This window comes from Mycolicibacterium boenickei (assembly GCF_010731295.1).
GTDB lineage: Bacteria > Actinomycetota > Actinomycetes > Mycobacteriales > Mycobacteriaceae > Mycobacterium > Mycobacterium boenickei.
The window spans coordinates 6,224,857-6,245,635 of the sequence record NZ_AP022579.1 but is presented as its reverse complement, the minus strand read 5'-3'; the positions used below and the strand labels follow the sequence as shown (position 1 = coordinate 6,245,635).

General features: G+C 67.1%; 20 protein-coding genes. 13 read left to right on the top strand and 7 right to left on the bottom strand.

The window, feature by feature from the left end; genetic code table 11:
• Positions 1-86 precede the first annotated feature (86 nt).
• Together groL and G6N57_RS29910 are read left to right on the top strand one after the other, a co-directional pair.
• Positions 87-1,706: a chaperonin GroEL gene (groL, locus tag G6N57_RS29915; protein WP_077743929.1), complete on the top strand. Its 1,620-nt coding sequence runs from the start codon at positions 87-89 to the stop codon at positions 1,704-1,706.
• A gap of 179 nt (positions 1,707-1,885) precedes the next feature.
• On the top strand, positions 1,886-2,365 hold the full coding sequence (locus G6N57_RS29910) for an SRPBCC family protein (RefSeq protein WP_077743928.1): 480 nt from the start codon (positions 1,886-1,888) through the stop codon (positions 2,363-2,365).
• An 18-nt stretch (positions 2,366-2,383) separates the two neighbouring features.
• Here G6N57_RS29910 and G6N57_RS29905 read toward each other — a convergent pair whose 3' ends face one another.
• On the bottom strand, positions 2,384-3,049 hold the full coding sequence (locus G6N57_RS29905) for a DUF6891 domain-containing protein (RefSeq protein ID WP_234815560.1): 666 nt from the start codon (positions 3,047-3,049) through the stop codon (positions 2,384-2,386).
• A gap of 146 nt (positions 3,050-3,195) precedes the next feature.
• On the opposite strand from G6N57_RS29905, the gene G6N57_RS29900 reads away from it, so the two are divergent.
• From G6N57_RS29900 to G6N57_RS29890, 3 genes are all read left to right on the top strand, one after another.
• Complete coding sequence (locus G6N57_RS29900) at positions 3,196-4,653, top strand: FAD-binding oxidoreductase (RefSeq protein WP_077743927.1); 1,458 nt, start codon at positions 3,196-3,198, stop codon at positions 4,651-4,653.
• A gap of 188 nt (positions 4,654-4,841) precedes the next feature.
• Entirely contained in the window at positions 4,842-5,876 is a 1,035-nt protein-coding gene (locus G6N57_RS29895) for a zinc-dependent alcohol dehydrogenase family protein (protein ID WP_077743973.1), read from the top strand.
• Positions 5,873-6,655, top strand: a complete 783-nt coding sequence (locus G6N57_RS29890; RefSeq protein WP_077743926.1) for an enoyl-CoA hydratase — start codon at positions 5,873-5,875, stop codon at positions 6,653-6,655. Before G6N57_RS29895 ends, G6N57_RS29890 begins: the two co-directional genes overlap by 4 nt.
• Positions 6,656-6,668: 13 nt before the next feature.
• Here the strand turns inward: G6N57_RS29890 and G6N57_RS29885 are convergent, their stop codons facing one another.
• The 4 genes from G6N57_RS29885 to G6N57_RS31870 all read right to left on the bottom strand — a co-directional run bounded on the left by G6N57_RS29885 (position 6,669) and on the right by G6N57_RS31870 (position 9,613).
• A complete protein-coding gene (locus tag G6N57_RS29885) occupies positions 6,669-7,679 on the bottom strand; it encodes an NADP-dependent oxidoreductase (protein ID WP_234815561.1) in 1,011 nt (336 codons plus the stop codon).
• Positions 7,680-7,753: 74 nt separating this feature from the next.
• Complete coding sequence (locus tag G6N57_RS29880) at positions 7,754-8,161, bottom strand: nitroreductase family deazaflavin-dependent oxidoreductase (protein ID WP_077743925.1); 408 nt, start codon at positions 8,159-8,161, stop codon at positions 7,754-7,756.
• A gap of 42 nt (positions 8,162-8,203) precedes the next feature.
• A complete protein-coding gene (locus G6N57_RS29875) occupies positions 8,204-8,653 on the bottom strand; it encodes an OsmC family protein (RefSeq protein ID WP_077743924.1) in 450 nt (149 codons plus the stop codon).
• Positions 8,654-8,881: 228 nt separating this feature from the next.
• A complete protein-coding gene (locus tag G6N57_RS31870; RefSeq protein ID WP_220096900.1) occupies positions 8,882-9,613 on the bottom strand; it encodes a hypothetical protein in 732 nt (243 codons plus the stop codon).
• On the opposite strand from G6N57_RS31870, the gene G6N57_RS29870 reads away from it, so the two are divergent.
• Both G6N57_RS29870 and G6N57_RS29865 read left to right on the top strand, forming a co-directional pair.
• On the top strand, positions 9,570-11,666 hold the full coding sequence (locus tag G6N57_RS29870) for a cadherin-like domain-containing protein (protein ID WP_234815562.1): 2,097 nt from the start codon (positions 9,570-9,572) through the stop codon (positions 11,664-11,666). The genes G6N57_RS31870 and G6N57_RS29870 overlap by 44 nt on opposite strands.
• Positions 11,667-11,809: 143 nt before the next feature.
• On the top strand, positions 11,810-12,172 hold the full coding sequence (locus G6N57_RS29865) for a DoxX family protein (protein ID WP_077743922.1): 363 nt from the start codon (positions 11,810-11,812) through the stop codon (positions 12,170-12,172).
• A gap of 86 nt (positions 12,173-12,258) precedes the next feature.
• On the opposite strand, the gene G6N57_RS29860 is transcribed toward G6N57_RS29865, so the two are convergent.
• The gene (locus G6N57_RS29860; RefSeq protein ID WP_036390075.1) at positions 12,259-12,549 is read right to left on the bottom strand and encodes a WhiB family transcriptional regulator; all 291 of its coding nucleotides are present in this window, start codon (positions 12,547-12,549) and stop codon (positions 12,259-12,261) included.
• A gap of 437 nt (positions 12,550-12,986) precedes the next feature.
• On the opposite strand from G6N57_RS29860, the gene G6N57_RS29855 reads away from it, so the two are divergent.
• The 3 genes from G6N57_RS29855 (at position 12,987) to G6N57_RS29845 (ending at position 15,620) form a co-directional block, all read left to right on the top strand.
• Positions 12,987-13,784: a hypothetical protein gene (locus tag G6N57_RS29855; protein ID WP_097925765.1), complete on the top strand. Its 798-nt coding sequence runs from the start codon at positions 12,987-12,989 to the stop codon at positions 13,782-13,784.
• 89 nt (positions 13,785-13,873) lie between these two features.
• The gene (locus G6N57_RS29850; protein WP_077743971.1) at positions 13,874-14,452 is read left to right on the top strand and encodes a sigma-70 family RNA polymerase sigma factor; all 579 of its coding nucleotides are present in this window, start codon (positions 13,874-13,876) and stop codon (positions 14,450-14,452) included.
• Positions 14,445-15,620: an anti-sigma-D factor RsdA gene (locus G6N57_RS29845; RefSeq protein WP_077743981.1), complete on the top strand. Its 1,176-nt coding sequence runs from the start codon at positions 14,445-14,447 to the stop codon at positions 15,618-15,620. The genes G6N57_RS29850 and G6N57_RS29845 overlap by 8 nt, the downstream gene beginning before the upstream one ends.
• Here the strand turns inward: G6N57_RS29845 and G6N57_RS29840 are convergent.
• On the bottom strand, positions 15,611-16,015 hold the full coding sequence (locus tag G6N57_RS29840; protein WP_003882245.1) for a DUF5319 domain-containing protein: 405 nt from the start codon (positions 16,013-16,015) through the stop codon (positions 15,611-15,613). The two genes, G6N57_RS29845 and G6N57_RS29840, sit on opposite strands and share 10 nt — an antisense overlap.
• A gap of 146 nt (positions 16,016-16,161) precedes the next feature.
• On the opposite strand from G6N57_RS29840, the gene guaB reads away from it, so the two are divergent.
• The 3 genes from guaB to G6N57_RS29825 all read left to right on the top strand — a co-directional run bounded on the left by guaB (position 16,162) and on the right by G6N57_RS29825 (position 20,765).
• Positions 16,162-17,703, top strand: coding sequence for an IMP dehydrogenase (gene guaB, locus G6N57_RS29835; protein ID WP_077743970.1), 1,542 nt, complete (start codon positions 16,162-16,164; stop codon positions 17,701-17,703).
• A gap of 29 nt (positions 17,704-17,732) precedes the next feature.
• Positions 17,733-18,869 carry a GuaB3 family IMP dehydrogenase-related protein gene (locus G6N57_RS29830; RefSeq protein ID WP_097925766.1) on the top strand — a complete coding sequence of 379 codons (1,137 nt, stop codon included), beginning with the start codon at positions 17,733-17,735 and terminating at the stop codon, positions 18,867-18,869.
• A 159-nt stretch (positions 18,870-19,028) separates the two neighbouring features.
• Positions 19,029-20,765, top strand: a complete 1,737-nt coding sequence (locus G6N57_RS29825) for a GMC oxidoreductase (RefSeq protein WP_077743969.1) — start codon at positions 19,029-19,031, stop codon at positions 20,763-20,765.
• The last annotated feature ends 14 nt before the right edge of the window (positions 20,766-20,779 follow it).

The window sequence follows — 20,779 nt, the reverse complement described above, 5'->3', positions numbered from 1 at the left end:
GTACTCGTGCGTCCGCCCCGGAGATCCCCGCGTTCAGTGCGGGCGGTTTCCGGGGCGGTATGCGTTAGGAGTCATGAAAGAGACTTATGAGCAAGCAGATTGAGTTCAACGAGACTGCGCGCCGGGCCATGGAGGCCGGCGTCGACAAGCTCGCCGATGCGGTCAAGGTGACGCTGGGTCCGCGCGGTCGGAACGTGGTGCTCGCCAAGGCCTTCGGCGGCCCGCAGGTCACCAATGACGGTGTGACCATCGCGCGCGAGATCGACCTGGAAGACCCGTTCGAGAACCTCGGTGCCCAGCTGGTGAAGTCGGTCGCCACCAAGACCAACGACGTCGCAGGCGACGGCACCACCACCGCCACCGTCCTGGCACAGGCCCTGGTCAAGGCCGGCCTGCGCAACGTCGCGGCCGGTGCCAACCCCATCGCCCTGGGTCAGGGCATCGGCAAGGCCGCCGACGCCGTGTCCGAGGCCCTCCTGGCCGCCGCCACCCCGGTGTCGGACGAAAAGGCCATCGCCCAGGTCGCCACGGTGTCCTCACGCGATGAGCAGATCGGCCAGCTGGTCGGCGAGGCGATGACCAAGGTCGGTCACGACGGTGTGGTCACCATCGAGGAGTCCTCGACGCTGAACACCGAGCTCGAGGTCACCGAGGGCGTCGGCTTCGACAAGGGCTTCATCTCGGCGTACTTCGTCAACGACTTCGATTCGCAGGAAGCCGTGCTCGAAGACGCCCTGGTGCTGCTGCACCGCGACAAGATCAGCTCGCTGCCCGACCTGCTGCCGTTGCTGGAGAAGGTCGCCGAGAGCGGCAAGCCGCTGCTGATCATCGCCGAGGACGTCGAGGGCGAAGCCCTGTCCACGCTGGTCGTCAACGCCATCCGCAAGACGCTCAAGGCCGTCGCCGTCAAGGCGCCGTTCTTCGGCGATCGTCGCAAGGCGTTCCTGGACGATCTCGCGATCGTCACGGGCGGCCAGGTCGTGAACCCCGACGTGGGCCTGGTGCTGCGTGAGGCCGGCCTGGACGTGCTGGGCACCGCGCGTCGCGTGGTGGTCAACAAGGACAGCACCGTGATCGTTGACGGCGGCGGTTCGGCCGACGCGGTTGCCGATCGGGTCAAGCAGCTCAAGGCCGAGATCGAGACCACCGACTCCGACTGGGATCGCGAGAAGCTGCAGGAACGGCTGGCCAAGCTGTCCGGCGGCGTCGCGGTGATCAAGGTCGGCGCGGCCACCGAGACCGACCTGAAGAAGCGCAAGGAAGCGGTCGAGGACGCCGTCGCGGCGGCCAAGGCTGCCGTCGAGGAGGGCATCGTCACCGGTGGTGGCGCCGCGCTCGTGCAGGCTCGCTCTGCTCTCGACAAGCTGCGCGGCGAGGTCAAGGGCGACGAGGCCCTCGGCGTCGAGGTGTTCGCCTCCGCGCTGTCGGCCCCGCTGTACTGGATCGCCACCAACGCCGGCCTGGACGGCTCGGTTGTGGTGAACAAGGTCAGCGAGCAGTCGAACGGGCAGGGCTTCAACGCCGCCACGCTCTCCTACGGCGACCTGGTCGCCGAGGGCATCGTGGACCCGGCCAAGGTGACCCGCTCGGCGGTGCTCAATGCCGCATCGGTGGCGCGCATGATCTTGACGACCGAGACGGCCGTCGTGGACAAGCCTGCCGAGGAAGAAGATCACGGGCACGGCCATCACGGTCACGCTCACTAGGTAGTCCCGTAGAACACCCCCGGTCCTCTTGAGCCGGGGGTGTTTTCGTTGGCGGGCTGAATTGCTCGCCGAGACTGCGGTGAGATCGCATTTTTCGGCCAAACAGCGATCCCAGCGCAGGCTCGATGATCCATGCGCAGACACGATGAGTTTGTGAACCCGTACAGGTCGGTACGGGTATGACTGACGAGACCATGAGCGCCGCGTGCGCCATCAATGCGCCGGCCGGCACCGTGTTTGCGGTGCTGGCCGACCCGACCACCCATCAGGCGATCGACGGCACCGGCTGGGTGCGGGAGTCGCTCGACGGCAAGCAGCTGACCGAGGTGGGCCAGATCTTCCGGATGGCGATGTACCACGACAACTACGGCGGCATGCACTACGAGATGGCCAACCGGGTCGAGGTATTCGATCCGCCGCACGCGATCGCCTGGCTGCCGGGGCAGGGCGATGACGACGCGCACCTCGAATTCGGCGGTTGGGTCTGGCGGTACGACCTCAAGCCGATCGGTGCCGACCAGACCGAGGTCACCCTGACCTACGACTGGTCGGCGGTGCCGGCCGAGCTGCGCGAGCACATCGAGTTCCCGCCGTTCGACCGGCAGCACCTGGACAACTCGCTCAAGCACCTCGCCGAATTGGCGCAGGCTCGGGCGTAGACCACCCGCGCCGGATCGTCAGCTCTCGATCGGCGCGTACCAATCCGCGTTGGTGAGCAGGACCCGCGTCCCCAGATCGCGGTTCCACTCCGGTTCGATGCCGTGGCGGCGCACGATCGGGAACACGACCTCGTCGAGCATGCGGGCCACATCGCTGAAGTACAGGCCTTCCTTCGCCTCGTCGCTCAGCTGGTTGTACGCGTCCTCGTCGAAGTTCTCGGGCGCGAACGCCCCGTAGCCGATGTAGGTGCTGCCGTCCTCGACCAGGCGGTCGGTGTCCTGGCTGTGGAAGTAGATGTAACCGCTCCAGTGGCGGCTGTCGTCGCGCTCGTCGCCGATCTCGGCGGAGGCGCAGGTGCCGCAGCAGGAGAAGTCGGCGCGGGCGATCACGCCGTTGGCGTTGAGTTCCTCGAACGCCGCCAGCGTCCGGGACCGGTAATCACCGATTTCGGTCTGCTGACGCAGCCTCGACTCGCGCAGCGCCGCGAAGGCCGCGGTGAGCTGCTCGTCGGTGAGTTCGTAGTCCTCGGCGTAGATCTCGAGGAACTCCTCGACGTCGTCGTTGCCGGTGACCAGCATGCCCCAGATCTCCGAGGTCAGGGTGGCGCGGTCCTCGTCGTCCAGCGAAAGATCGGGGAGCGTGGCGTAGGCGGGGATCACGTTCGGGTTCGACGGTGCGCTCACGGCGCTGGCCTCCAGATGTGCTGTCGGAACCGGGCGATCACCCGGCGCTGGCGATCGTAGCCTCGGGACAGAATCGGTATCGGACTGATACCTGGATCCACGTGTGGCACGGCGGTTTTTCGCCGCCGGTGGCCGACAATTCGGACATGACGGTACCGCGGGAGACACCGCGCGGGGTCTCGCGTCAGACATTCCTGCGCGGCGCGGTGGGGGCGTTGGCCGCCGGCGCGGTGTTCGGATCGAGCCGGGCAGCTGCCGAACCCCGGGCCTCCGGCTGGGGTGACCTGTCGGCCGCCATCAACGGGCAGGTGATCCTGCCGGACAACGGTGGACAATTCGCTTCCGCCAAAAGTGTTTTCAACACCAACTTCAACGGCCTGACCCCGGCGGCGGTCGTCACGCCGACATCGGCGGCGGATGTGCAGAAGGCGATGACTTTCGCTGCGTCCCACAACCTCAAGGTCGCTGCACGCGGTGGTGGGCATTCCTACGTCGGTGCGTCGACGGCCAACGGCACGATGGTCCTGGACCTGCGGCAGTTGCCCGGCGACATCAACTACGACGCAGGCACCGGGTATGTCACCGTGACGCCCGCGACCGGTCTATATGCGATTCACCAGACTTTGGCCGGAGTCGGCCGGGGGATCCCCACCGGTACCTGTCCGACGGTCGGCGCCGCCGGGCACGCCCTGGGCGGAGGACTGGGCGCCCAATCGCGGCATGCGGGTCTGATGTGCGATCAGTTGGTGTCGGCGACGGTGGTGCTGCCCGGCGGCGCAGGAGTCACAGCGTCGGCGAACGAGAATCCAGATCTGTTCTGGGCGTTGCGCGGTGGTGGCGGCGGCAACTTCGGGGTGACCACCGCTCTGACCTTCGCCACGTTCCCCATCGGCGACGTGGACGTGGTCGGCCTCCATTTCCCGCTGCAGTCTTTCGCGCAGGTTCTGGTCGGGTGGCAGAACTGGCTGCGGACCGCTGACCGCAGCAGCTGGGCGCTGGCGGACACCGTCACCGACCCGCAGGGCGCGCACTGCCGCATCCTGGCGACCTGCCCGGCCGGGTCAGGTGACAGCGTCGCCGCCTCGGTCGTCAAAGCGGTGGGCCTGCAGCCGGCCGGGACCGAGAACCGCACATTCAATTACCTGGACCTGGTGAAGTTCCTTGCCGCAGACAACCTCAATCCGTCACCGCTCGGTTATGTCGGCGGGTCCGATGTCTTCCAGTCGATCACTCCCGCTGCCGCGCAGGGGATCGCGGCGGCTTTCAATGCGTTCCCCGGCGGGGCCGGCCGGCCGTTGGTGATCATGCACGCGCTCGACGGCGCGTTGGCCACTGTGGGGCCGGGGGATACCGCGTTCCCGTGGCGGCGGCAGTCCGCTCTGGTGCAGTGGTATGTCGAGACCTCCGGTTCGCCTGCGCCGGCAGCCAATTGGCTCGCTACCGCACATCAGGCCGTGGCGCCGTATTCGGTGGGCGGCTATGTGAACTACCTCGAGGCCAACCAGCCGGCATCACGGTATTTCGGCGCAAACCTGCCGCGGCTGGCTGCTATTCGACAGAAGTATGACCCGGGCCGGATCATGTTCTCGGGTGTGAACTTCTGAACCGGACTCGCGCCTCGATGTCGGCGAGGGTTTCGAATTCTCGCCCGAACGAATGGACGGACGGGCAACTCGCGACCGGACAGTGAGCGCTCAACCTCGAACCGCGTTCACTCCCCGCATTCCGCCCACCGGCATAGCCTCGAGGCGTTGGGTCTCACCTGCCGTCTGGACGAGTGAAGGAACTGAGCATGCGAGCAACCGTGATGTATGGGGCCGGCGACGTGCGTGTCGAGAACGTGCCCGACCCCATCGTGAAGGAGCCGACCGACGCCATCGTGCGCGTCACCCGGGCCTGCATCTGTGGCAGTGACCTGTGGCCGTACCAATCCATGCCGCACAAGGACGGTGGTCGCCGGATGGGCCACGAGTTCATCGGCGTCGTCGAGGACGTCGGCTCCGACGTCTCCGGCCTGCAGCGCGGGGACGTGGTGGTCGCGCCGTTCGTCTGGGCGGACAACACGTGCGACTTCTGCCGGGAGGGGCTGCAGACGTCGTGCCGCCATGGCGGCGGGTGGGGTGCGCCCGGAGTCGACGCCGGCCAGGGTGAGGCCGTGCGCGTTCCCCAAGCGCAGGGCACGTTGGTGAAGCTCCCGGTGGCCGAGGATGCGGCGCTGATGCCGTCCCTGCTGACCCTGTCGGACGTGTTCTGCACCGGCCACCACGGAGTGGTGACGGCCGGGGTCGGGCCGGGATCCTCGGTGACGGTCATCGGTGACGGCGCGGTGGGGTTGTGCGCGGTGCTGGCCGCCAAGCGACTGGGCGCCGAGCAGATCATCCTCAACGGACGCCACAAGGTCCGGACCGACCTGGGGCGCGAGTTCGGCGCCACCGACGTCGTCGCCGAACGCGGTGACGAAGCCGTCGCGAAGATCCGCGAACTGACCGGTGGTGACGGCACCCACGCGGTGATCGAGTGCGTCGGTACCGAGCCCTCGGTCGCCACCGCGCTCGAGGCGGTCCGCGCCGGTGGCCGCGTCAGTCGGCTCGGGGTATCTCAATACACCCAGGTGCCAATGGGTTTCGGCACCTTCTTCCGAAATGTCACGCTCACCGGCGGAGTGGCGCCCGCGCGCGCCTACATCGAGGAACTCATGCCCGACGTACTCGACGGCACCATCGAGCCCGGGCGGGTCTTCGACCGCACCATCGGCCTCGACGAAACCCCCGACGGCTACCGGGCGATGGCCGACCGCGAGGCCCTCAAGGTGCTGATCGAGCCATGACACTGCTGCTGCAGGATCGCGACGATCGCGGTGTCGTCACGCTGACATTGAACCGGCCCCAGGCCTTCAATGCGTTGTCGGAGGCGATGCTGACCGCGCTCGGCGACACCATGGACGCGCTGTCCCGGGACGACACGGTGCGGGCCGTGGTGCTCGGCGCATCAGGGAAGGCGTTCTGCGCCGGGCATGACCTCAAGGAGATGCGGGCCGAGCCGTCGACGGAGTACTACGAGCGGCTGTTCGCCCAGTGCACCGCGATGATGCTGTCGATTCAACGGCTTCCGGTGCCCGTGATCGCCCGGGTTCAGGGGATCGCGACGGCGGCAGGCTGCCAGCTGGTCGCGATGTGCGATCTCGCGGTGGCAAGTGACGACGCACGGTTCGCCGTCAGCGGCGTCAACGTCGGGTTGTTCTGCGCGACACCGGGAGTGGCTCTCTCGCGCAACGTCCCGCGTAAGGCTGCCTTCGAGATGCTCGTGACCGGTGAATTCATCTCTGCCGAGCAGGCCCGGGTGCTGGGCCTGGTGAACAGGGTGGTGCCGGCCGACGCCCTCGACGCGGAAGTGGAGACGGTGGTCGCCAGCATCGTGGCGAAGCCCCGGGTGGCCATCGCGATGGGAAAGGCGTTGTTCTACCGCCAGATCGACGTCGGCATCGAGTCCGCATACGCCGATGCCGGGACGACGATGGCCTGCAACATGATGGACCCCAGCGCGCTCGAAGGGGTGCAGGCGTTCATCGACAAGCGTCCGCCCAGCTGGTCGGGGGAGCGGGTGTAGCGAGCGGGCCGGCTCAGCTGGGCATCAGGCTGGCATTGACCTCGAGGAGGATCTTGCCCCGGACGTGGCCCCCGGCGATACGGCGTTGCGCTTCGGCGGCCTCCTCCAGCTGCAGGATCTCGATGTGTGGGGCGCGGATGCGGCCGGTCGCGAGCGCGTCGACCAGTGCGTTGAGCTGGCGTTCCTGATTGGCGTAGTTGGACATGGTCGGGACCACCGACACACCGAGCTCGGCGGCCCGGACCGGATCGGGCATCGGCTCGTCGGCGATCAGCGTCGCGATCGGGGTGACGATGCCACCACGTCGCACCATCTCGATCGAGTCGGTCAGGGAGCCCTGCCCCACCGTGTCGACCACCAGGTCGACACCCTCGGGTGCCCACTCGCGCACCTGCTCTCGGACCCCTCCCTGTCGGTAGTCGATGGCCAGGTCGGCGCCCAGGTCGCGGACATAGCTGAGGTTTGACGGCCCGCATGTGGCGGCCACCCTTGCCCCGGCTGTCGCGGCGAGCTGGATCGCGTAGCTACCCATGCCGCCCGCGCCGCCGTTGATCAGCACCGACGAGCCTTCGGTGACACCGCCGACGTCGAACAGCGCCTCCCAACAGGTGCACCCCGCGGTCGGAATCGCGGCCGCCTCGGCGAAGCTGATCGAGTCGGGCAGCTTGACAACGCGTTCCCGGTCGGAGGCCACGTACTCGGCGTAGGTGCCGCGTTCCCCGCGGCCCATGTTCGACGCGGTGAGCACCCGGTCGCCGACCGTCAGGTCGGTGACGTCGGCGCCCACTTCCGTGATGACGCCGGCCGCGTCGAAACCCAGCACGAACGGGAACCGGTATTCGAAGAACTGGGCCAGCCACCCTTCGCGGTTCTTCCAGTCGGCCGGGTTCACCCCGGCGTAGGCGACGTGGATCACCACGCCGTTCGGCGCGGCCGACGGCCGGTCGATCGACGCCGGGTAGAGGACCTCGGGTCCGCCGAACTCGTCCAGCACCATCGCACGCATGGTCGGCTGTGATGTCATGGCCCGACGGTAGGGCCCGGGAATTCCGGTCCCGGAGTGCCGTTCCGCTCACCGGGACTCGAGCGCGGGCAGTATCAGCGGCGCTGCAATTCGATGACCGGGATGACCCGGTCGGTCTTGGTCTGGTATTCCCCGAATCCCGGTGCCTTTTCGACGATGCGTGGGTAGGCGGCGTCGCGCTCGGCCAGTGGCATCTCGCGCGCGTGCACGTCGTAGGCGTCGGTGCCGATCTCGATGTGGGCATCGGGATGCGCACGCAGATTGTGCAACCACGCGGGGTCGACGTCAGCGCCCGCGTAGGACCCGACGATGGCGAGTTTCCCGTCGAGGTCGAATGCCATCACCGGGTTGACGCGTTCCTTGCCGGACTTGGCCCCGGTGGTGTGTAGCAGGAGCAGCGTCGCACCCTCGAACGGCCCGCCGACCTTGCCGCCGTTGGCGCGGAACTCCGCGATGATCTTGTCGTTCCAGTTGTCGGTCATGCCTTCTTTCCTACGCCTGGCGGTCGTGACGGTGTCGGCAGATCACGAAATCGCCGTCGTGGTGATGTGGACCGACGAGGTCAGGGTCTGATGCACGGGGCAGCGTTCGGCGATGCCCATGAGGCGCTCCCGCTGGGTGTCATCGAGCTCGCCGACCAACTCGATCTCGCGATCGATATGGTCGATCATGCCCTTGGCGGTCTCGCAGTCGGCGCAGTCTTTGGCATGAATACGTGAGTGCCGCAACGATACTCGTACCTGCTCAAGCGGCCAGCCCTTCCGGTTGGCATACATCCGCACCGTCATCGACGTACACGCGCCCAGGCCGGCCAACACCAGGTCGTAGGGATTCGGGCCGGCGTCGTCGCCTACCGGAAGCGGTTCGTCGGCGACGAATTGGTGACGTCCGGCGGTGACCTGCTGGGTGTAGGTCCCGGCGCCGGTTTCTGCGACGGTCACCACGCCGTCGCGCTCGGCTTGCTCAGATGTCATGCCAGTCTCCTCAGCGGGTTGTCCGATCGCTTCGGGTCGGATCGTCGCATGAGTCTTCCCGCCGAACCCCGCAGTTGCGGATCGACGCGCGGCGGGGTTTCGGAATTGATCAAATGATCAAGCTTCTTGAGCTGGTCGTTGACAGCTCGATGTGGTCTGTGTCACCGTTCTTGATCGATCGACCAAATTATTGCGACGTCGTATGGAGTCGAATATGAGCAGCGACCGTCAACCCGTCAACCGTGTGCCCGCCCCGCTCGCATCGAGTACGCCGGCCTCTCGCGCACCATCCCGAACAGCAGGCCACACCGCCCTGAAAGTCAGCGGATACGGCGGCATGGCCGTCGCGGCGTGGTTGGTCGCCGCGGTGGCGACCGGGTACGGGATCTCCGCGGCCGAGACCGACGGCACATCGGCGGACTCGCCGTCGACAAGTTCGGAGTCCTCGGCCTCAACCGCGGGATCGGCCACCGGCGGAACCCCAACGGCCGCAGGTGCATCCACGAGCGCGAGCGATGGCGACCCGACGTCGGCGGGCGGACCTGCCGCAACCGGCGTGAAAACGGGCCCGAAGAATTCGGGAAAGACGTCGTCGAGCATCCAGGTCGCACCTGGCGTGACGATCAGCAGTAGCGGTGGGGCGCACAGCATCAAGATCGGCTCCCGCGACATCAAGCTCGGGCCGGTGAACGTGCCACATCGTCCGTCGGCGGTGATTCCCGGAATCGGGGCCCGACCGGAGTTGCCGGAGCCCGCCGCTTCGAACGCGACGGATGCGGTAGCTGAGGCCGGCGCCGAGTCGACGGCACCCATTCCGGCCGAGAACGATTCGAAGCCGACGCACCTCCCGTCGGTCAATGACGTTGAGAAATCGTTGAATACCGTGGCATCCGCACTGGACAACGCAGCCTCGAAGGTGAGCGCCTCGCTCGGAATCGGCAACGCCCGCGAGGCGGTCAAGCAGGTCTCCGACTCCGCAGCCGAGTCGATCACCGCGGCACCCGCGAAGTCGTTCGACGCCGACGCGGTCAGCGAAGCGGTGCAGACTCCGGCGGCAACGGCGGCGGTCACCCCGGTCAACGCCGTTGCCGCGGTCGACGAAGTCGGTTCTGGCGTATTCGGATTCGTGAACGGCATCGTCACCGAGATTCTCAACCCGTTCTTGGCGCCGGCTCCGGATTCACCGGAGCCGCTGACCCCGATGGCGTGGGCGCTGCTGGCCTGGGTGCGGCGCAACGCATTCAACCAAGCACCCACGATTTCCGACGATCCCACCACCACGGTGCAGACCGGACAGACCGTCACGGGCAACATCGGTGCCGTCGATGCCGAGGGCGACGAGCTCACGTACACCATCACCAAGCAACCCGAGCACGGCACGGTGACCATCGATCAGGAGACGGGGGAATACACCTACACCCCGGATGACATCGACTACGACTCGATCCAGACCGACTCGTTCACGGTGTCCGTCACCGACGGAAAGACCAACCTGCTCAGCCTGTTCCGCCCGCACAGCGCTCAATCGGACATCGCCGTGTCGGTACTGAATCCCGAAGTCGAACGGGTGATCCTGGAGATGCCTGACGGCGTCAAGAATCCGGTCAATCCGCGCTACTCCGAAGACGGGCAGTCCATCTACTTCTCGGGCACACCTACCGCCGGCGGCCGGACCGAGATCTACCAGATCAGCATCGACGGTTCGCATGTCGAATGCGTGACGTGCGGCGTGTCCACCGACGAGACCGGCAACCTGGCCAAACCGGTTCCCTTCACGGACGGTTCGGGACGGGTGCTGGTGCTGGTGAACGTCGAGGGGGAGGCGCCCCGCTACTCCGTCCTGGAAACCGGAGTCAACGGCAAGGAACTGGTGCCGGTCACGACGCCGGACGGCGGCGGGTACATCATCGACCGTCAGCGTGAGATGAGACCGTCTCCCGACGGAACGCACGTCCTGTTCACCCGAATTGTGGTGGGCCAGAACAACGCCCTGCAGGCCCTCCCGGTCGTGGGCACCTTGACCCGCACCGAGAACGGGTACGAGGTCACCGATGCGCGGGTGGTCTACGCGACCGGTGAAGGTAAGCAGTGGACCCCGGACGGCAAGGGCGTGATCATCCTCGGCGGCCAATATGACGCGGGCAATGTCGATGACATCATCGTCAATCTGGAGACCGGCGAGGTGACCCGGCTGACGGCCAACCCCGACTACGACGAAGACACCGATCTCTCACCCAACCAGCAGTGGATCGCGATCGGCAGCACGCGCGGCCTCGACGCACTCACACCGATGACGAGGATCGAGCGGCAGAACTTCCTGCCGGTCTACGTCGGCGCGCCGGTCTATGGGATGTACGCGCAACCGATCAACGTCTCGAATCAGGAGTGGGCGGTCGAGGTCGGCGACGAGCTGGAGGGCGAGAACGGAATTCCGTTGTTCGACACCGGCGACGGATACGCGGCTCGAAGCATGCCCAGCTGGAATCCCGATGGCACCGCGGTCACCTTCTGGGAGTCCAGTGTCGACGATCCGACCCAATCTCGACTGGTCATCGCGAACCTGAAGTACACGACCAGCGTCGGTCCGGTCGCAGCCGATCGCTCGACTCCGGACCCGGACTGGGCGCCCGAGCTCGGCAGCTATGTCGCCAACACGACGCCGCTGCCGGCAGCCGGAACGTACTCCGGCGCAAAGGGTGGCACCGCGGTGGTCACCGAGACCACCGACGCGACGGGGCATACCACCCGCAAGGTCGTCTACACCGACTACGTCAACGAGGACGGCATGATCCTCAACGGCTACGAGTCGGCCGACTACGCCGCCAGCCAGAACGAGGTGCACTATCTGGCGGACGTCACCGTCACCGGAACGCACACCGGCTCCCTGAAGGCCGACGCCACCATGAACGCCTTCCAGCAGTCACTGACCGGCTACATCACCTCTGATCTCGACGGCGATGTGCAGAGCCTGCCGGATCCGGATGCCGCGGAGGAGGCTCAGCAGAACGCCTGACCGGCGAGAAGACGTCAAAGTCCCCCAAATCAAGCGATCTGGGGGACTTTGACGTCTGTTCGTGCGCGCAGTGTCACGTTTCACGCTCGGCCCGCGTCAACACAGTGAACGATTCGCCAGCCGAACATTGGAGGCGACAAATCATGACGCTGCAACTCGGCGTGATCGCGACGTTGATCGTCGCGATCACCATCGCGGCCAATGCGGCGATGGCTGTCGGTGACCTGGTCGGGGCCAGTTTCGTGCTGGCCAACTCGGCAGAGGTCGGTGTCCCGCGGTCCTGGGTTCCGGTACTCGGGCTCCTCAAGGGCGCGGCCGCCGTCGGACTGCTCGTGGGCCTGTTCGTGTTCCCACCGCTCGGCATCGCCGCCGCGGTCGGACTGATCGCGTTTTTCATCGGCGCCGTCATCACCCACATTCGCGCGCAGGTCTTCTACAACATCGCCTTTCCTGCGGCGTTTCTCGTGCTCGCGGTGCTGTCGCTGGCCGCCTTCGTCGCAGGATGATCAACCCTGAAGCTGACAACTGAAAAGGCCCCACCCCGGTGGGATGGAGCCTTTTCAGATCGGCGAGTGAAGTTTTGCGGTATTGCTCAGGCGCTGCGGCGGATGCCTCGCTTGAGCAACAGCTCGCGCTCGGACTCGCTCAGGCCGCCCCAGATGCCGTACGGCTCACCGACGGCCAGCGCGTGGGAACGGCACTGGGTGATCACGGGGCAGCTGCGGCACATCTCCTTGGCGCGTAGCTCACGTTGAGCCCGAGCCCGTCCGCGCTCACCATCGGGGTGGAAGAACATCGACGAATCGACACCACGGCAAAGTCCCTGCATTTGCCAATCCCAGATATCCGCATTGGGTCCGGGAAGCTGCTGCGGTTGCGGCATATGGAAAACCCCTCTCTGCTCGCCCATTTCGCCAAAAGTGGGCGGGTATGAGTCGGTGGAACCGAACTGAGCTCGTGTCGCCGATGACCGCTCGTGCACACAAACTAGGGGGACTGAATAAAGCGAGTCAATAGGCCGCCGGTGTGCTAAAGGGCATAACCGCAGGTCGAGAATTTACATCACGTTCATCGTTGTGACGCTTCGGCTGAGACATGAGTGTTAAGACTCTGGCCACCCCGTTCGCGTTTCCCCTGTTCGGGCAGGCGGGGGCGTTGTATGCAATTCCGGGCGGGCGATAGTTAGTTGACATGCCATTAACATTCAAGCCATCAATTGTTAACTAATGACCGGGGAGCAAAGTGAATTTCGGTGTATCCGCCGGTACCGGGTTGCCCGGGGATCTGCATTGCCCCCGGGATTGATAGCGTCGCGAACCGATGACTGCAATCGCAGCGGCCGCTTCGGCCCTGGCTGACGCCGCCTTCGGGGCCGACCCCGGGCGGTGGCCGTTGCCATCCGCCACCACTCCGCAGGAGCGTTGGCTGCGGGCGGTCGCCGCAGGCGGGCAGGGGCGCTACGGCTGTGCTCTCGCCGAACTCGACGCGATCCTGCGGTGCCGGGATTCCGGTTCACTCGTGTCGCTGGCGTACAGCACGCGCGCCTCGTTCCTTCGCCAGCTGGGCGGGCATGCGCGCGCTCGCGGCGCCGACGGCCGGGCGTGGGCTGAGTACGGCGCCGATGCCGAGGCCGCGGCGGACGCGCTCGTCGGGCTGGCCGCCGATGCCCTCGGGCTCGGCCGGTTCGGTGTATCGGCCCGGCTGCTCGAGCGGGCGCGCGCCCTCGACACGCCCGAGGGCTCACGGCAGTCGATCCGGCTGGCGTGGGTGAGCGCCGAACTGGCGATGGTCCGGGGCGACGGTACGACTGCGCTCGCACACGCCCGCCGCGGTGTCGCCACGGCGGCCGGACACCGTTCGACGCGTCACGTCGTCAAGTCTGATGTCGTGCTGGCCGCGGCGCTGTGCAGCGCCGGTCAGATCGACGAGGCGCGGGAGGTCGCCGACGCGGCACTGCTGGCCACCGACAAATCCGGGTTGATCCCGCTGCGGTGGGCGGTGGCCTGCGTGCTGGCCGATATCGGCAGTGCCTCGCACGATGCTGAACAAATCAGCGCGATCCGGGACCTCAGCGCCGATACAGTGCGTCGCAGAGGCGGGGTGTGGGCCGGGCGCTAATCACGGTTACCCCACCCCGATCGTTATTGTTTAGCTGAGCCAATCGCCGCGAGTGTCGGTGCAACGTAACGCTGGAGAGATCGCCCACGATGACAAGTTCGGGAGACCGTCTCGACATTGTCGTTGCTGAGGCAGTGGCAGGTGATCGGAACGCGCTCTCGGAAGTGCTGGAGATCATTCGGCCGATCGTCGTTCGATATGTGCGGGCGAGGGTGGGGGCGACCGAGCGTAGTGGTCTGTCAGCTGATGACGTTGCGCAGGAGGTTTGCTTGGCCGCCATAACGGCGCTGCCGCGCTACAAAGATCAGGGACGCCCGTTCCTGGCCTTTGTCTATGGCATCGCTGCGCACAAGGTTGCTGACGCGCATCGCGCGGCGGCCAGGAATCGTGCCGAGCCCACGGATGTGGTGCCCGAGCGGTTCTCCCTTGACGCGGGGCCCGAGCAGTCCGCGCTCGACACCGAGTCGTCGGAACGGATGGCCAGGCTGCTGTCCGTGCTGCCCGAGAAGCAGCGCGAGATCCTCATCCTGCGGGTCGTGGTCGGCTTGAGTGCGGAAGAGACGGCCGAGGCCGTCGGCAGCACCGCCGGCGCGGTGCGCGTCGCGCAGCACCGGGCGCTGGCCCGGCTCAAGACCGAGATCATGGCGACGGGGCGTGACCATGCCTGACTTCGGCCGCTGGACTTCGAACGGTGGTGATCCGTCCCTCAACGAGATCAACCGGTCCGAGAAATTCATCGAGGCGTTGTCCCTCGAGCACCAGGTCTATGCCACCGACCGGGAAGAGGCCGAACTGGCCGTCCTGCTGGCCGGGTGGCGCGACGAGGCGCGGCGTACCCCGATGTCGGGTATCGCGACGCCCCGTGAGGCCGTGGCGGCGCTCAACAAGGCCACCTCGCAGGGCCGGGTGCGGATGCCGATGGCCCTGGTGGGGTCGATGGCCGCCGCGCTGCTGTGCCTGGGCGGGTTCGGTGCGGCGGTGTACGGCTCCGGTCCGGGTGACGCGCTCTACGGCGTGCGCGGCCTGGTCTTCGGCTCGGCGCCGGTGACGCGCGACGTGGGCGTCGAGTTGGCGTCCAGTGAGCTCAAGCAGGTTCAGCAGCTGATCGACGAAGGACAGTGGGAACAGGCGCAGCAGAAGCTGCAGACGCTGACCACCACGGTCGCCACCGTCGGTGACGAGCAGCGCAAGCAGGAACTCGTCGACCAGTGGCAGCAGCTGTCGGTGAAGGTGGAGAACCGCGATCCGAACGCGACCGTGCCGCCCGATGCGCCGCCGGTGGTGCTGCCCGAGGTGACGGTGACGACGACCCCGTCGACGCCGGCCGAGAGCCCGTCCGGGGAGACCCCGACGTCGACGCCGACGACCGGGCCTTCGACCTCGCCCACCTCGCCGACGGAAACCTCGCCCGGCTCGGAGACCTCCAACCCGTCGGCAACATCCACGCCGGCGGAGCCTGGGACCTCGCAACCGAGCACCACTGCGCCGTCGACGCCATCCTCGTCTGTGTCACCGGCACCGACGTCCAGCGCCGAGCCGAGCACGAGTGCCCCGTCGTCGCCCGCGCCGCAGCCGTCGGCGACGCGTACGACATCGGCACCCACCACTTCGGCCGCTCCGGCGGCTGAGGCACCGGTGACCACCACTACCGTCGCGCCGGCGGTGGAGCCCACGTCGGTGCCGTCGGCACCTCCGGCGCACACGTCGACGGCAGCGCCTGCCGAGACCGGAAGTGGCGCAGGTCACGAGGGCCCGTCGGGCGGGCGTAATGGTGAGGGCCCGGCATTGCCGGGGATCGAACTGCCCCTGTTGCCGGGGCTAGGCGGTCAGCGGTAGCCGTCGGTGTCCGAGGTGGCCTCGTTGAGGGACGCGTCGGCGTAACCGCGGCAGTAGTCCCACGTCACATAGGCGTCGGGCTCAGGATCGTAGGCCGGCTCGTGCGGGCGCACCGTGCCGTCGACAAGCAGCTGCAGCAGGTTGGCCCGCAGCATGTCCCAGTCGTGGTAGTGGTCCTGCTGGCATTCGTCACAGCAGACGACGAGGCCACGAATTCCCTTGTGTGCCAACAACGCTTCGTACACCGCCAGATCAGCGAGATCTGCCTCGACTGCCGTCCGTTCCTGGGGGTCCAGAGGCTGGCCCGGCTCGATCGCGTCCAGCGCAGCCGACGGATCGCAAGGATCGTCGGCAAACGGATCGGGCGGCAAACCAGGGGGGAGGTGGTCACGCACGAGTCCCACACTACGCAGCCGCACTCCCATCGCGCCAGCCGTCCTGATCTGCAGGCGCGGGTGCGAGGAGCGGCAACATCACTGTAAATATCCGAGCCGATAGAATCGGGTTATAAGCCCCACGCCTGCCACTGGAGGCCCCACCCATGTCGATCGCTGAAAGCAGCGTTCCCATCGCCGTACCGGTGCCGACCGGTGGCGATGACCCCACCAAGGTCGCAATGCTCGGCCTCACCTTTGATGATGTGCTGCTGCTGCCTGCGGCCTCCGATGTAGTTCCCGCCGCTGCCGACACCTCGAGCCAGCTGACCCGCAACATCCGTCTGCGGGTGCCGTTGGTCAGCTCCGCGATGGACACCGTCACCGAATCGCGGATGGCCATCGCGATGGCCCGCGCCGGCGGCATGGGTGTGCTGCACCGCAACCTGCCCGCCGCCGAACAGGCCGCCCAGGTGGAGATCGTGAAGCGCTCCGAGGCCGGCATGGTCACCGACCCGGTCACCTGCTCGCCGACCAACACCCTGGCCGAGGTCGACGCGATGTGCGCCCGGTTCCGGATCTCGGGTCTGCCGGTCGTCGACAACGACGGCCAGCTCGTCGGGATCATCACCAACCGCGACATGCGGTTCGAGGTGGACGAGAACAAGCCCGTCGCCGAGGTGATGACCAAGCCGCCGCTGATCACCGCGCAGGAAGGCGTTTCGGCCGAAGCCGCGCTCGGCCTGCTGCGCCGCCACAAGATCGAGAAACTGCCGATCGTCGACGGGCACGGCAAGCTGACCGGCCTGATCACGGTCAAGGATTTCGTCAAGACCGAGCAGTTCCCGTTGGCCACCAAGGACAGCGATGGCCGGCTGCTGGTCGGCGCCGCGGTCGGCGTCGGCGATGACGCCTGGGCCCGGGCCATGACCCTGGTCGACGCGGGTGTCGACGTGCTGATCGTCGACACCGCCCACGCCCACAACCGCGGCGTGCTCGACATGGTGGCGCGGGTGAAGCAGGCCGTGGGTGACCGCGTCGAGGTGGTCGGCGGCAACGTCGCGACCCGGGCTGCGGCCTCCGCACTCGTGCAGGCCGGTGCCGACGCCGTCAAGGTCGGTGTGGGCCCCGGCTCGATCTGCACCACCCGCGTGGTCGCCGGTGTCGGCGCCCCGCAGATCACCGCCATCCTCGAAGCCGTCGCGGCCTGCAAGCCCTACGGCGTCCCGGTGATCGCCGACGGCGGTCTGCAGTACTCCGGTGACATCGCCAAGGCGCTGGCCGCCGGCGCATCGACGGCCATGCTGGGCTCGCTGCTGGCCGGCACCGCCGAGTCGCCCGGTGAGCTGATCTTCGTCAACGGCAAGCAGTTCAAGAGCTACCGCGGCATGGGCTCGCTGGGCGCCATGCAGGGACGCGGCGGCGGCAAGTCCTACTCCAAGGACCGCTACTTCCAGGACGACGTGCTCTCCGAGGACAAGTTGGTGCCCGAGGGCATCGAGGGCCGGGTGCCGTTCCGCGGTCCGCTCGGGACGGTGATCCACCAGCTGACCGGCGGTTTGCGGGCCGCGATGGGCTACACCGGCTCGGCGACCATCGAGCAGCTGCAGCAGGCGCAGTTCGTCCAGATCACGGCGGCCGGGTTGAAGGAAAGCCACCCGCACGACATCACCATGACTGTCGAGGCCCCCAACTACTACACCCGCTGAATCGGTGGGGCAGGAGACTAAGAACAGTCATGCGCGACATGGTTGAAATCGGCATGGGCAGAACCGCCCGCCGCACCTACGAACTCGATGACGTCACGATCGTGCCGTCCCGGCGCACCCGTTCGTCCAAGGACGTGTCGACGGCCTGGCAGCTCGATGCCTATCGCTTCGAGGTTCCGGTTGTCGCGCATCCCACCGACTCCCTGGTGTCGGTGGAGTTCGCGATCGAGATGGGCCGGCTCGGCGGGCTCGGCGTGCTCAACGGTGAGGGGCTGATCGGCAGGCACGCCGATGTCGAGGCGAAGATCGCCCAGGTCCTCGATGTGGCGGCGAACGCCGACGACGATTCGGCTGCCATCCGGATGCTGCAGCAGTTGCATGCCGAGCCGCTGGATCCCGAGCTACTCGGCGCCGCGGTGGCCCGCATCCGCGAGGCCGGGGTGACCACGGCCGTGCGCGTCAGCCCGCAGAACGCCCAGGCCCTGACCCCCACTCTGGTGGCCGCCGGCATCGACCTGCTGGTCATCCAGGGCACCATCATCTCCGCCGAGCGCGTGGCCTCCGACGGTGAGCCGCTGAACCTGAAGACGTTCATCTCCGAGCTCGACGTGCCCGTGGTGGCCGGCGGTGTGCTCGACCACCGCACCGCGCTGCACCTGATGCGCACCGGTGCGGCCGGCGTGATCGTCGGCTACGGCTCCACGGCCGGGGTGACCACGAGCGACGAGGTGCTCGGCATCAGCGTGCCGATGGCCACCGCGATCGCCGATGCGGCCGCCGCCCGCCGTGAGTACCTCGACGAGACCGGCGGACGCTACGTGCACGTGCTGGCCGATGGCGACATCCACACCTCGGGCGACCTGGCCAAGGCGATCGCCTGCGGCGCGGACGCCGTCGTGCTGGGCACGCCGCTGGCAGTGGCGGCCGAGGCCCAGGGCGGTGGCTGGTTCTGGCCGACCGCCGCGGCGCACCCGTCGTTGCCGCGCGGCGCCCTGCTGCAGGTGGCGGTCGGCGAACGCCCGGGCCTGGAACAGGTGCTGACCGGTCCGTCCGACGATCCGTTCGGGTCGCTGAACCTGGTCGGCGGGCTGCGGCGGTCGATGGCCAAGGCGGGCTACTGCGATCTCAAGGAGTTCCAGAAGGTCGGCCTGACCGTCGGGAGCTGATTTTTCGCGCGCTTTTCGACCCCTGGGTTGTGCTGGGGCGATTTTCGCGACCCTCCGGTAGAAACCGGCGCGCGTCTACGTCCGCTGGGGACAAACTCTTCTTTACAAGTTAGGCCCTCCTGTCTAGAAGTTACCTATCGGTAGCGTCATACTGATCACATGAAGCCTGACTACGACGTCTTGGTGATCGGTTCTGGATTCGGCGGCAGCGTGAGCGCGCTACGGCTGACGGAGAAGGGCTATCGAGTCGGTGTACTCGAAGCCGGCCAGCGGTTCACGGACGCGGACTTCGCCAAGACCTCGTGGGATCTGCGCAAGTTCTTGTGGGCGCCGCAGTTGGGCATGTACGGCATCCAGCGCATCCACCTGCTGCGCAACGTGATGATCCTGGCCGGTGCGGGCGTGGGCGGCGGATCGCTGAACTACGCCAACACCCTCTACGTGCCGCCGGACCCGTTCTTCAACGACCCGCAGTGGAAGGACATCACCGACTGGCGGGCCGAGCTGATGCCGCACTACGACCAGGCTCAGCGGATGCTCGGCGTGGTGAAGAACCCGACCTTCACCGACGCGGACCGCATCGTCAAAGAGGTCGCCGACGACATGGGCTGCGGCGACACCTTCGTCTCCACTCCGGTCGGGGTGTTCTTCGGCCTCGACGGTGAGATGACGCCGGGCAAGACCGTGCCGGACCCGTTCTTCGGCGGAGTCGGTCCGGCCCGCACCGGGTGCATCGAGTGTGGGGAATGCATGACCGGTTGTCGGCACGGTGCCAAGAACACGCTCGTCAAGAACTACCTCGGGCTCGCGGAATCGGCTGGGGCACAAGTGCATCCGATGACCACGGTGACGAACTTCGAACAGCGCGCCGACGGTCTGTGGGAGGTCACCACTGTCCGTACCGGCAGCAAGCTGCGTCGTCGTCGCAAGACCTTCACCGCGACACACCTGATCCTGGCGGCCGGGACGTACAACACCCAGAAGCTGCTGTTCAAGATGCGGGACACCGGCAAGTTGGCGAAGTTGTCCTCTCGTCTGGGCGTGCTGACCCGTACCAACTCCGAGTCCATCGTGGGCGCCCAGACCCTGACGGTGCCGGAGGATCTGGATCTCACCCACGGTGTGGCCATCACCTCCTCGGTGCATCCCACCGCCGACACTCACGTCGAGCCGGTGCGCTACGGCAAGGGTTCCAACGCGATGGGGCTGCTGCAGACCCTGATGACCGACGGCACCGGGCCGCAGGGCACCGATGTGCCGCGCTGGCGGCAGTTCCTGGACCAGGGCCGTGAGCGGCCAGGGCTGTTGATCCGGCTGCTGAACCCGGCCCGCTGGAGTGAACGGACGGTCATCGCCCTGGTGATGCAGCACCTGGACAACTCGATCACCACCTTCACCAAGCGTGGGCCCGGCGGCAAGCGGATCATGACGTCCAAACAGGGCCACGGCGAGCCGAATCCGACGTGGATCCCGGTGGGGAACGAGTTCACCCGGCGGATGGCGGAGAAGGTCGACGGCGTCGCGGGCGGCACCTGGGGCGAGTTGTTCAACATCCCGCTCACCGCGCACTTCCTGGGTGGGGCCGCCATCGGCGACAGTGCCGAGCACGGCGTCATCGATCCGTACCAACGCGTCTACAACTACCCGACCCTGTACGTCATGGACGGTGCGGCGATCTCGGCGAACCTCGGGGTGAATCCGTCGCTGTCGATCACCGCCCAAGCGGAACGCGCGGCGTCGTTGTGGCCGAACAAGGGGCAGGACGACCAGCGCCCGGCGCAGAATGAGCCGTACCGGAAACTGGCGCCGATCGCGCCCGAGCATCCCGTGGTGCCAGCCGAGGCGCCCGCCGGGCTGCGGCGGCTGCCGATCGAGCCGGTCAACTCGGGCGGTTAACTCTCGCCCCGTTC

Bases quoted from the DNA above. Each gene is read 5' to 3' on its own strand.
- G6N57_RS29850 (WP_077743971.1), top strand. From the start codon at position 13,874: ATGACAAGTTCGGGAGACCGTCTCGACATTGTCGTTGCTGAGGCAGTG.
- G6N57_RS29830 (WP_097925766.1), top strand. From the start codon at position 17,733: ATGCGCGACATGGTTGAAATCGGCATGGGCAGAACCGCCCGCCGCACC.
- G6N57_RS29825 (WP_077743969.1), top strand. From the start codon at position 19,029: ATGAAGCCTGACTACGACGTCTTGGTGATCGGTTCTGGATTCGGCGGC.
- G6N57_RS29890 (WP_077743926.1), top strand. From the start codon at position 5,873: ATGACACTGCTGCTGCAGGATCGCGACGATCGCGGTGTCGTCACGCTG.
- G6N57_RS29865 (WP_077743922.1), top strand. From the start codon at position 11,810: ATGACGCTGCAACTCGGCGTGATCGCGACGTTGATCGTCGCGATCACC.
- G6N57_RS29885 (WP_234815561.1), bottom strand. From the start codon at position 7,679: ATGACATCACAGCCGACCATGCGTGCGATGGTGCTGGACGAGTTCGGC.
- G6N57_RS29855 (WP_097925765.1), top strand. From the start codon at position 12,987: ATGACTGCAATCGCAGCGGCCGCTTCGGCCCTGGCTGACGCCGCCTTC.
- groL (WP_077743929.1), top strand. From the start codon at position 87: ATGAGCAAGCAGATTGAGTTCAACGAGACTGCGCGCCGGGCCATGGAG.
- guaB (WP_077743970.1), top strand. From the start codon at position 16,162: ATGTCGATCGCTGAAAGCAGCGTTCCCATCGCCGTACCGGTGCCGACC.
- G6N57_RS29910 (WP_077743928.1), top strand. From the start codon at position 1,886: ATGACTGACGAGACCATGAGCGCCGCGTGCGCCATCAATGCGCCGGCC.
- G6N57_RS29845 (WP_077743981.1), top strand. From the start codon at position 14,445: ATGCCTGACTTCGGCCGCTGGACTTCGAACGGTGGTGATCCGTCCCTC.
- G6N57_RS29860 (WP_036390075.1), bottom strand. From the start codon at position 12,549: ATGCCGCAACCGCAGCAGCTTCCCGGACCCAATGCGGATATCTGGGAT.
- G6N57_RS29875 (WP_077743924.1), bottom strand. From the start codon at position 8,653: ATGACATCTGAGCAAGCCGAGCGCGACGGCGTGGTGACCGTCGCAGAA.
- G6N57_RS29895 (WP_077743973.1), top strand. From the start codon at position 4,842: ATGCGAGCAACCGTGATGTATGGGGCCGGCGACGTGCGTGTCGAGAAC.
- G6N57_RS29880 (WP_077743925.1), bottom strand. From the start codon at position 8,161: ATGACCGACAACTGGAACGACAAGATCATCGCGGAGTTCCGCGCCAAC.
- G6N57_RS29900 (WP_077743927.1), top strand. From the start codon at position 3,196: ATGACGGTACCGCGGGAGACACCGCGCGGGGTCTCGCGTCAGACATTC.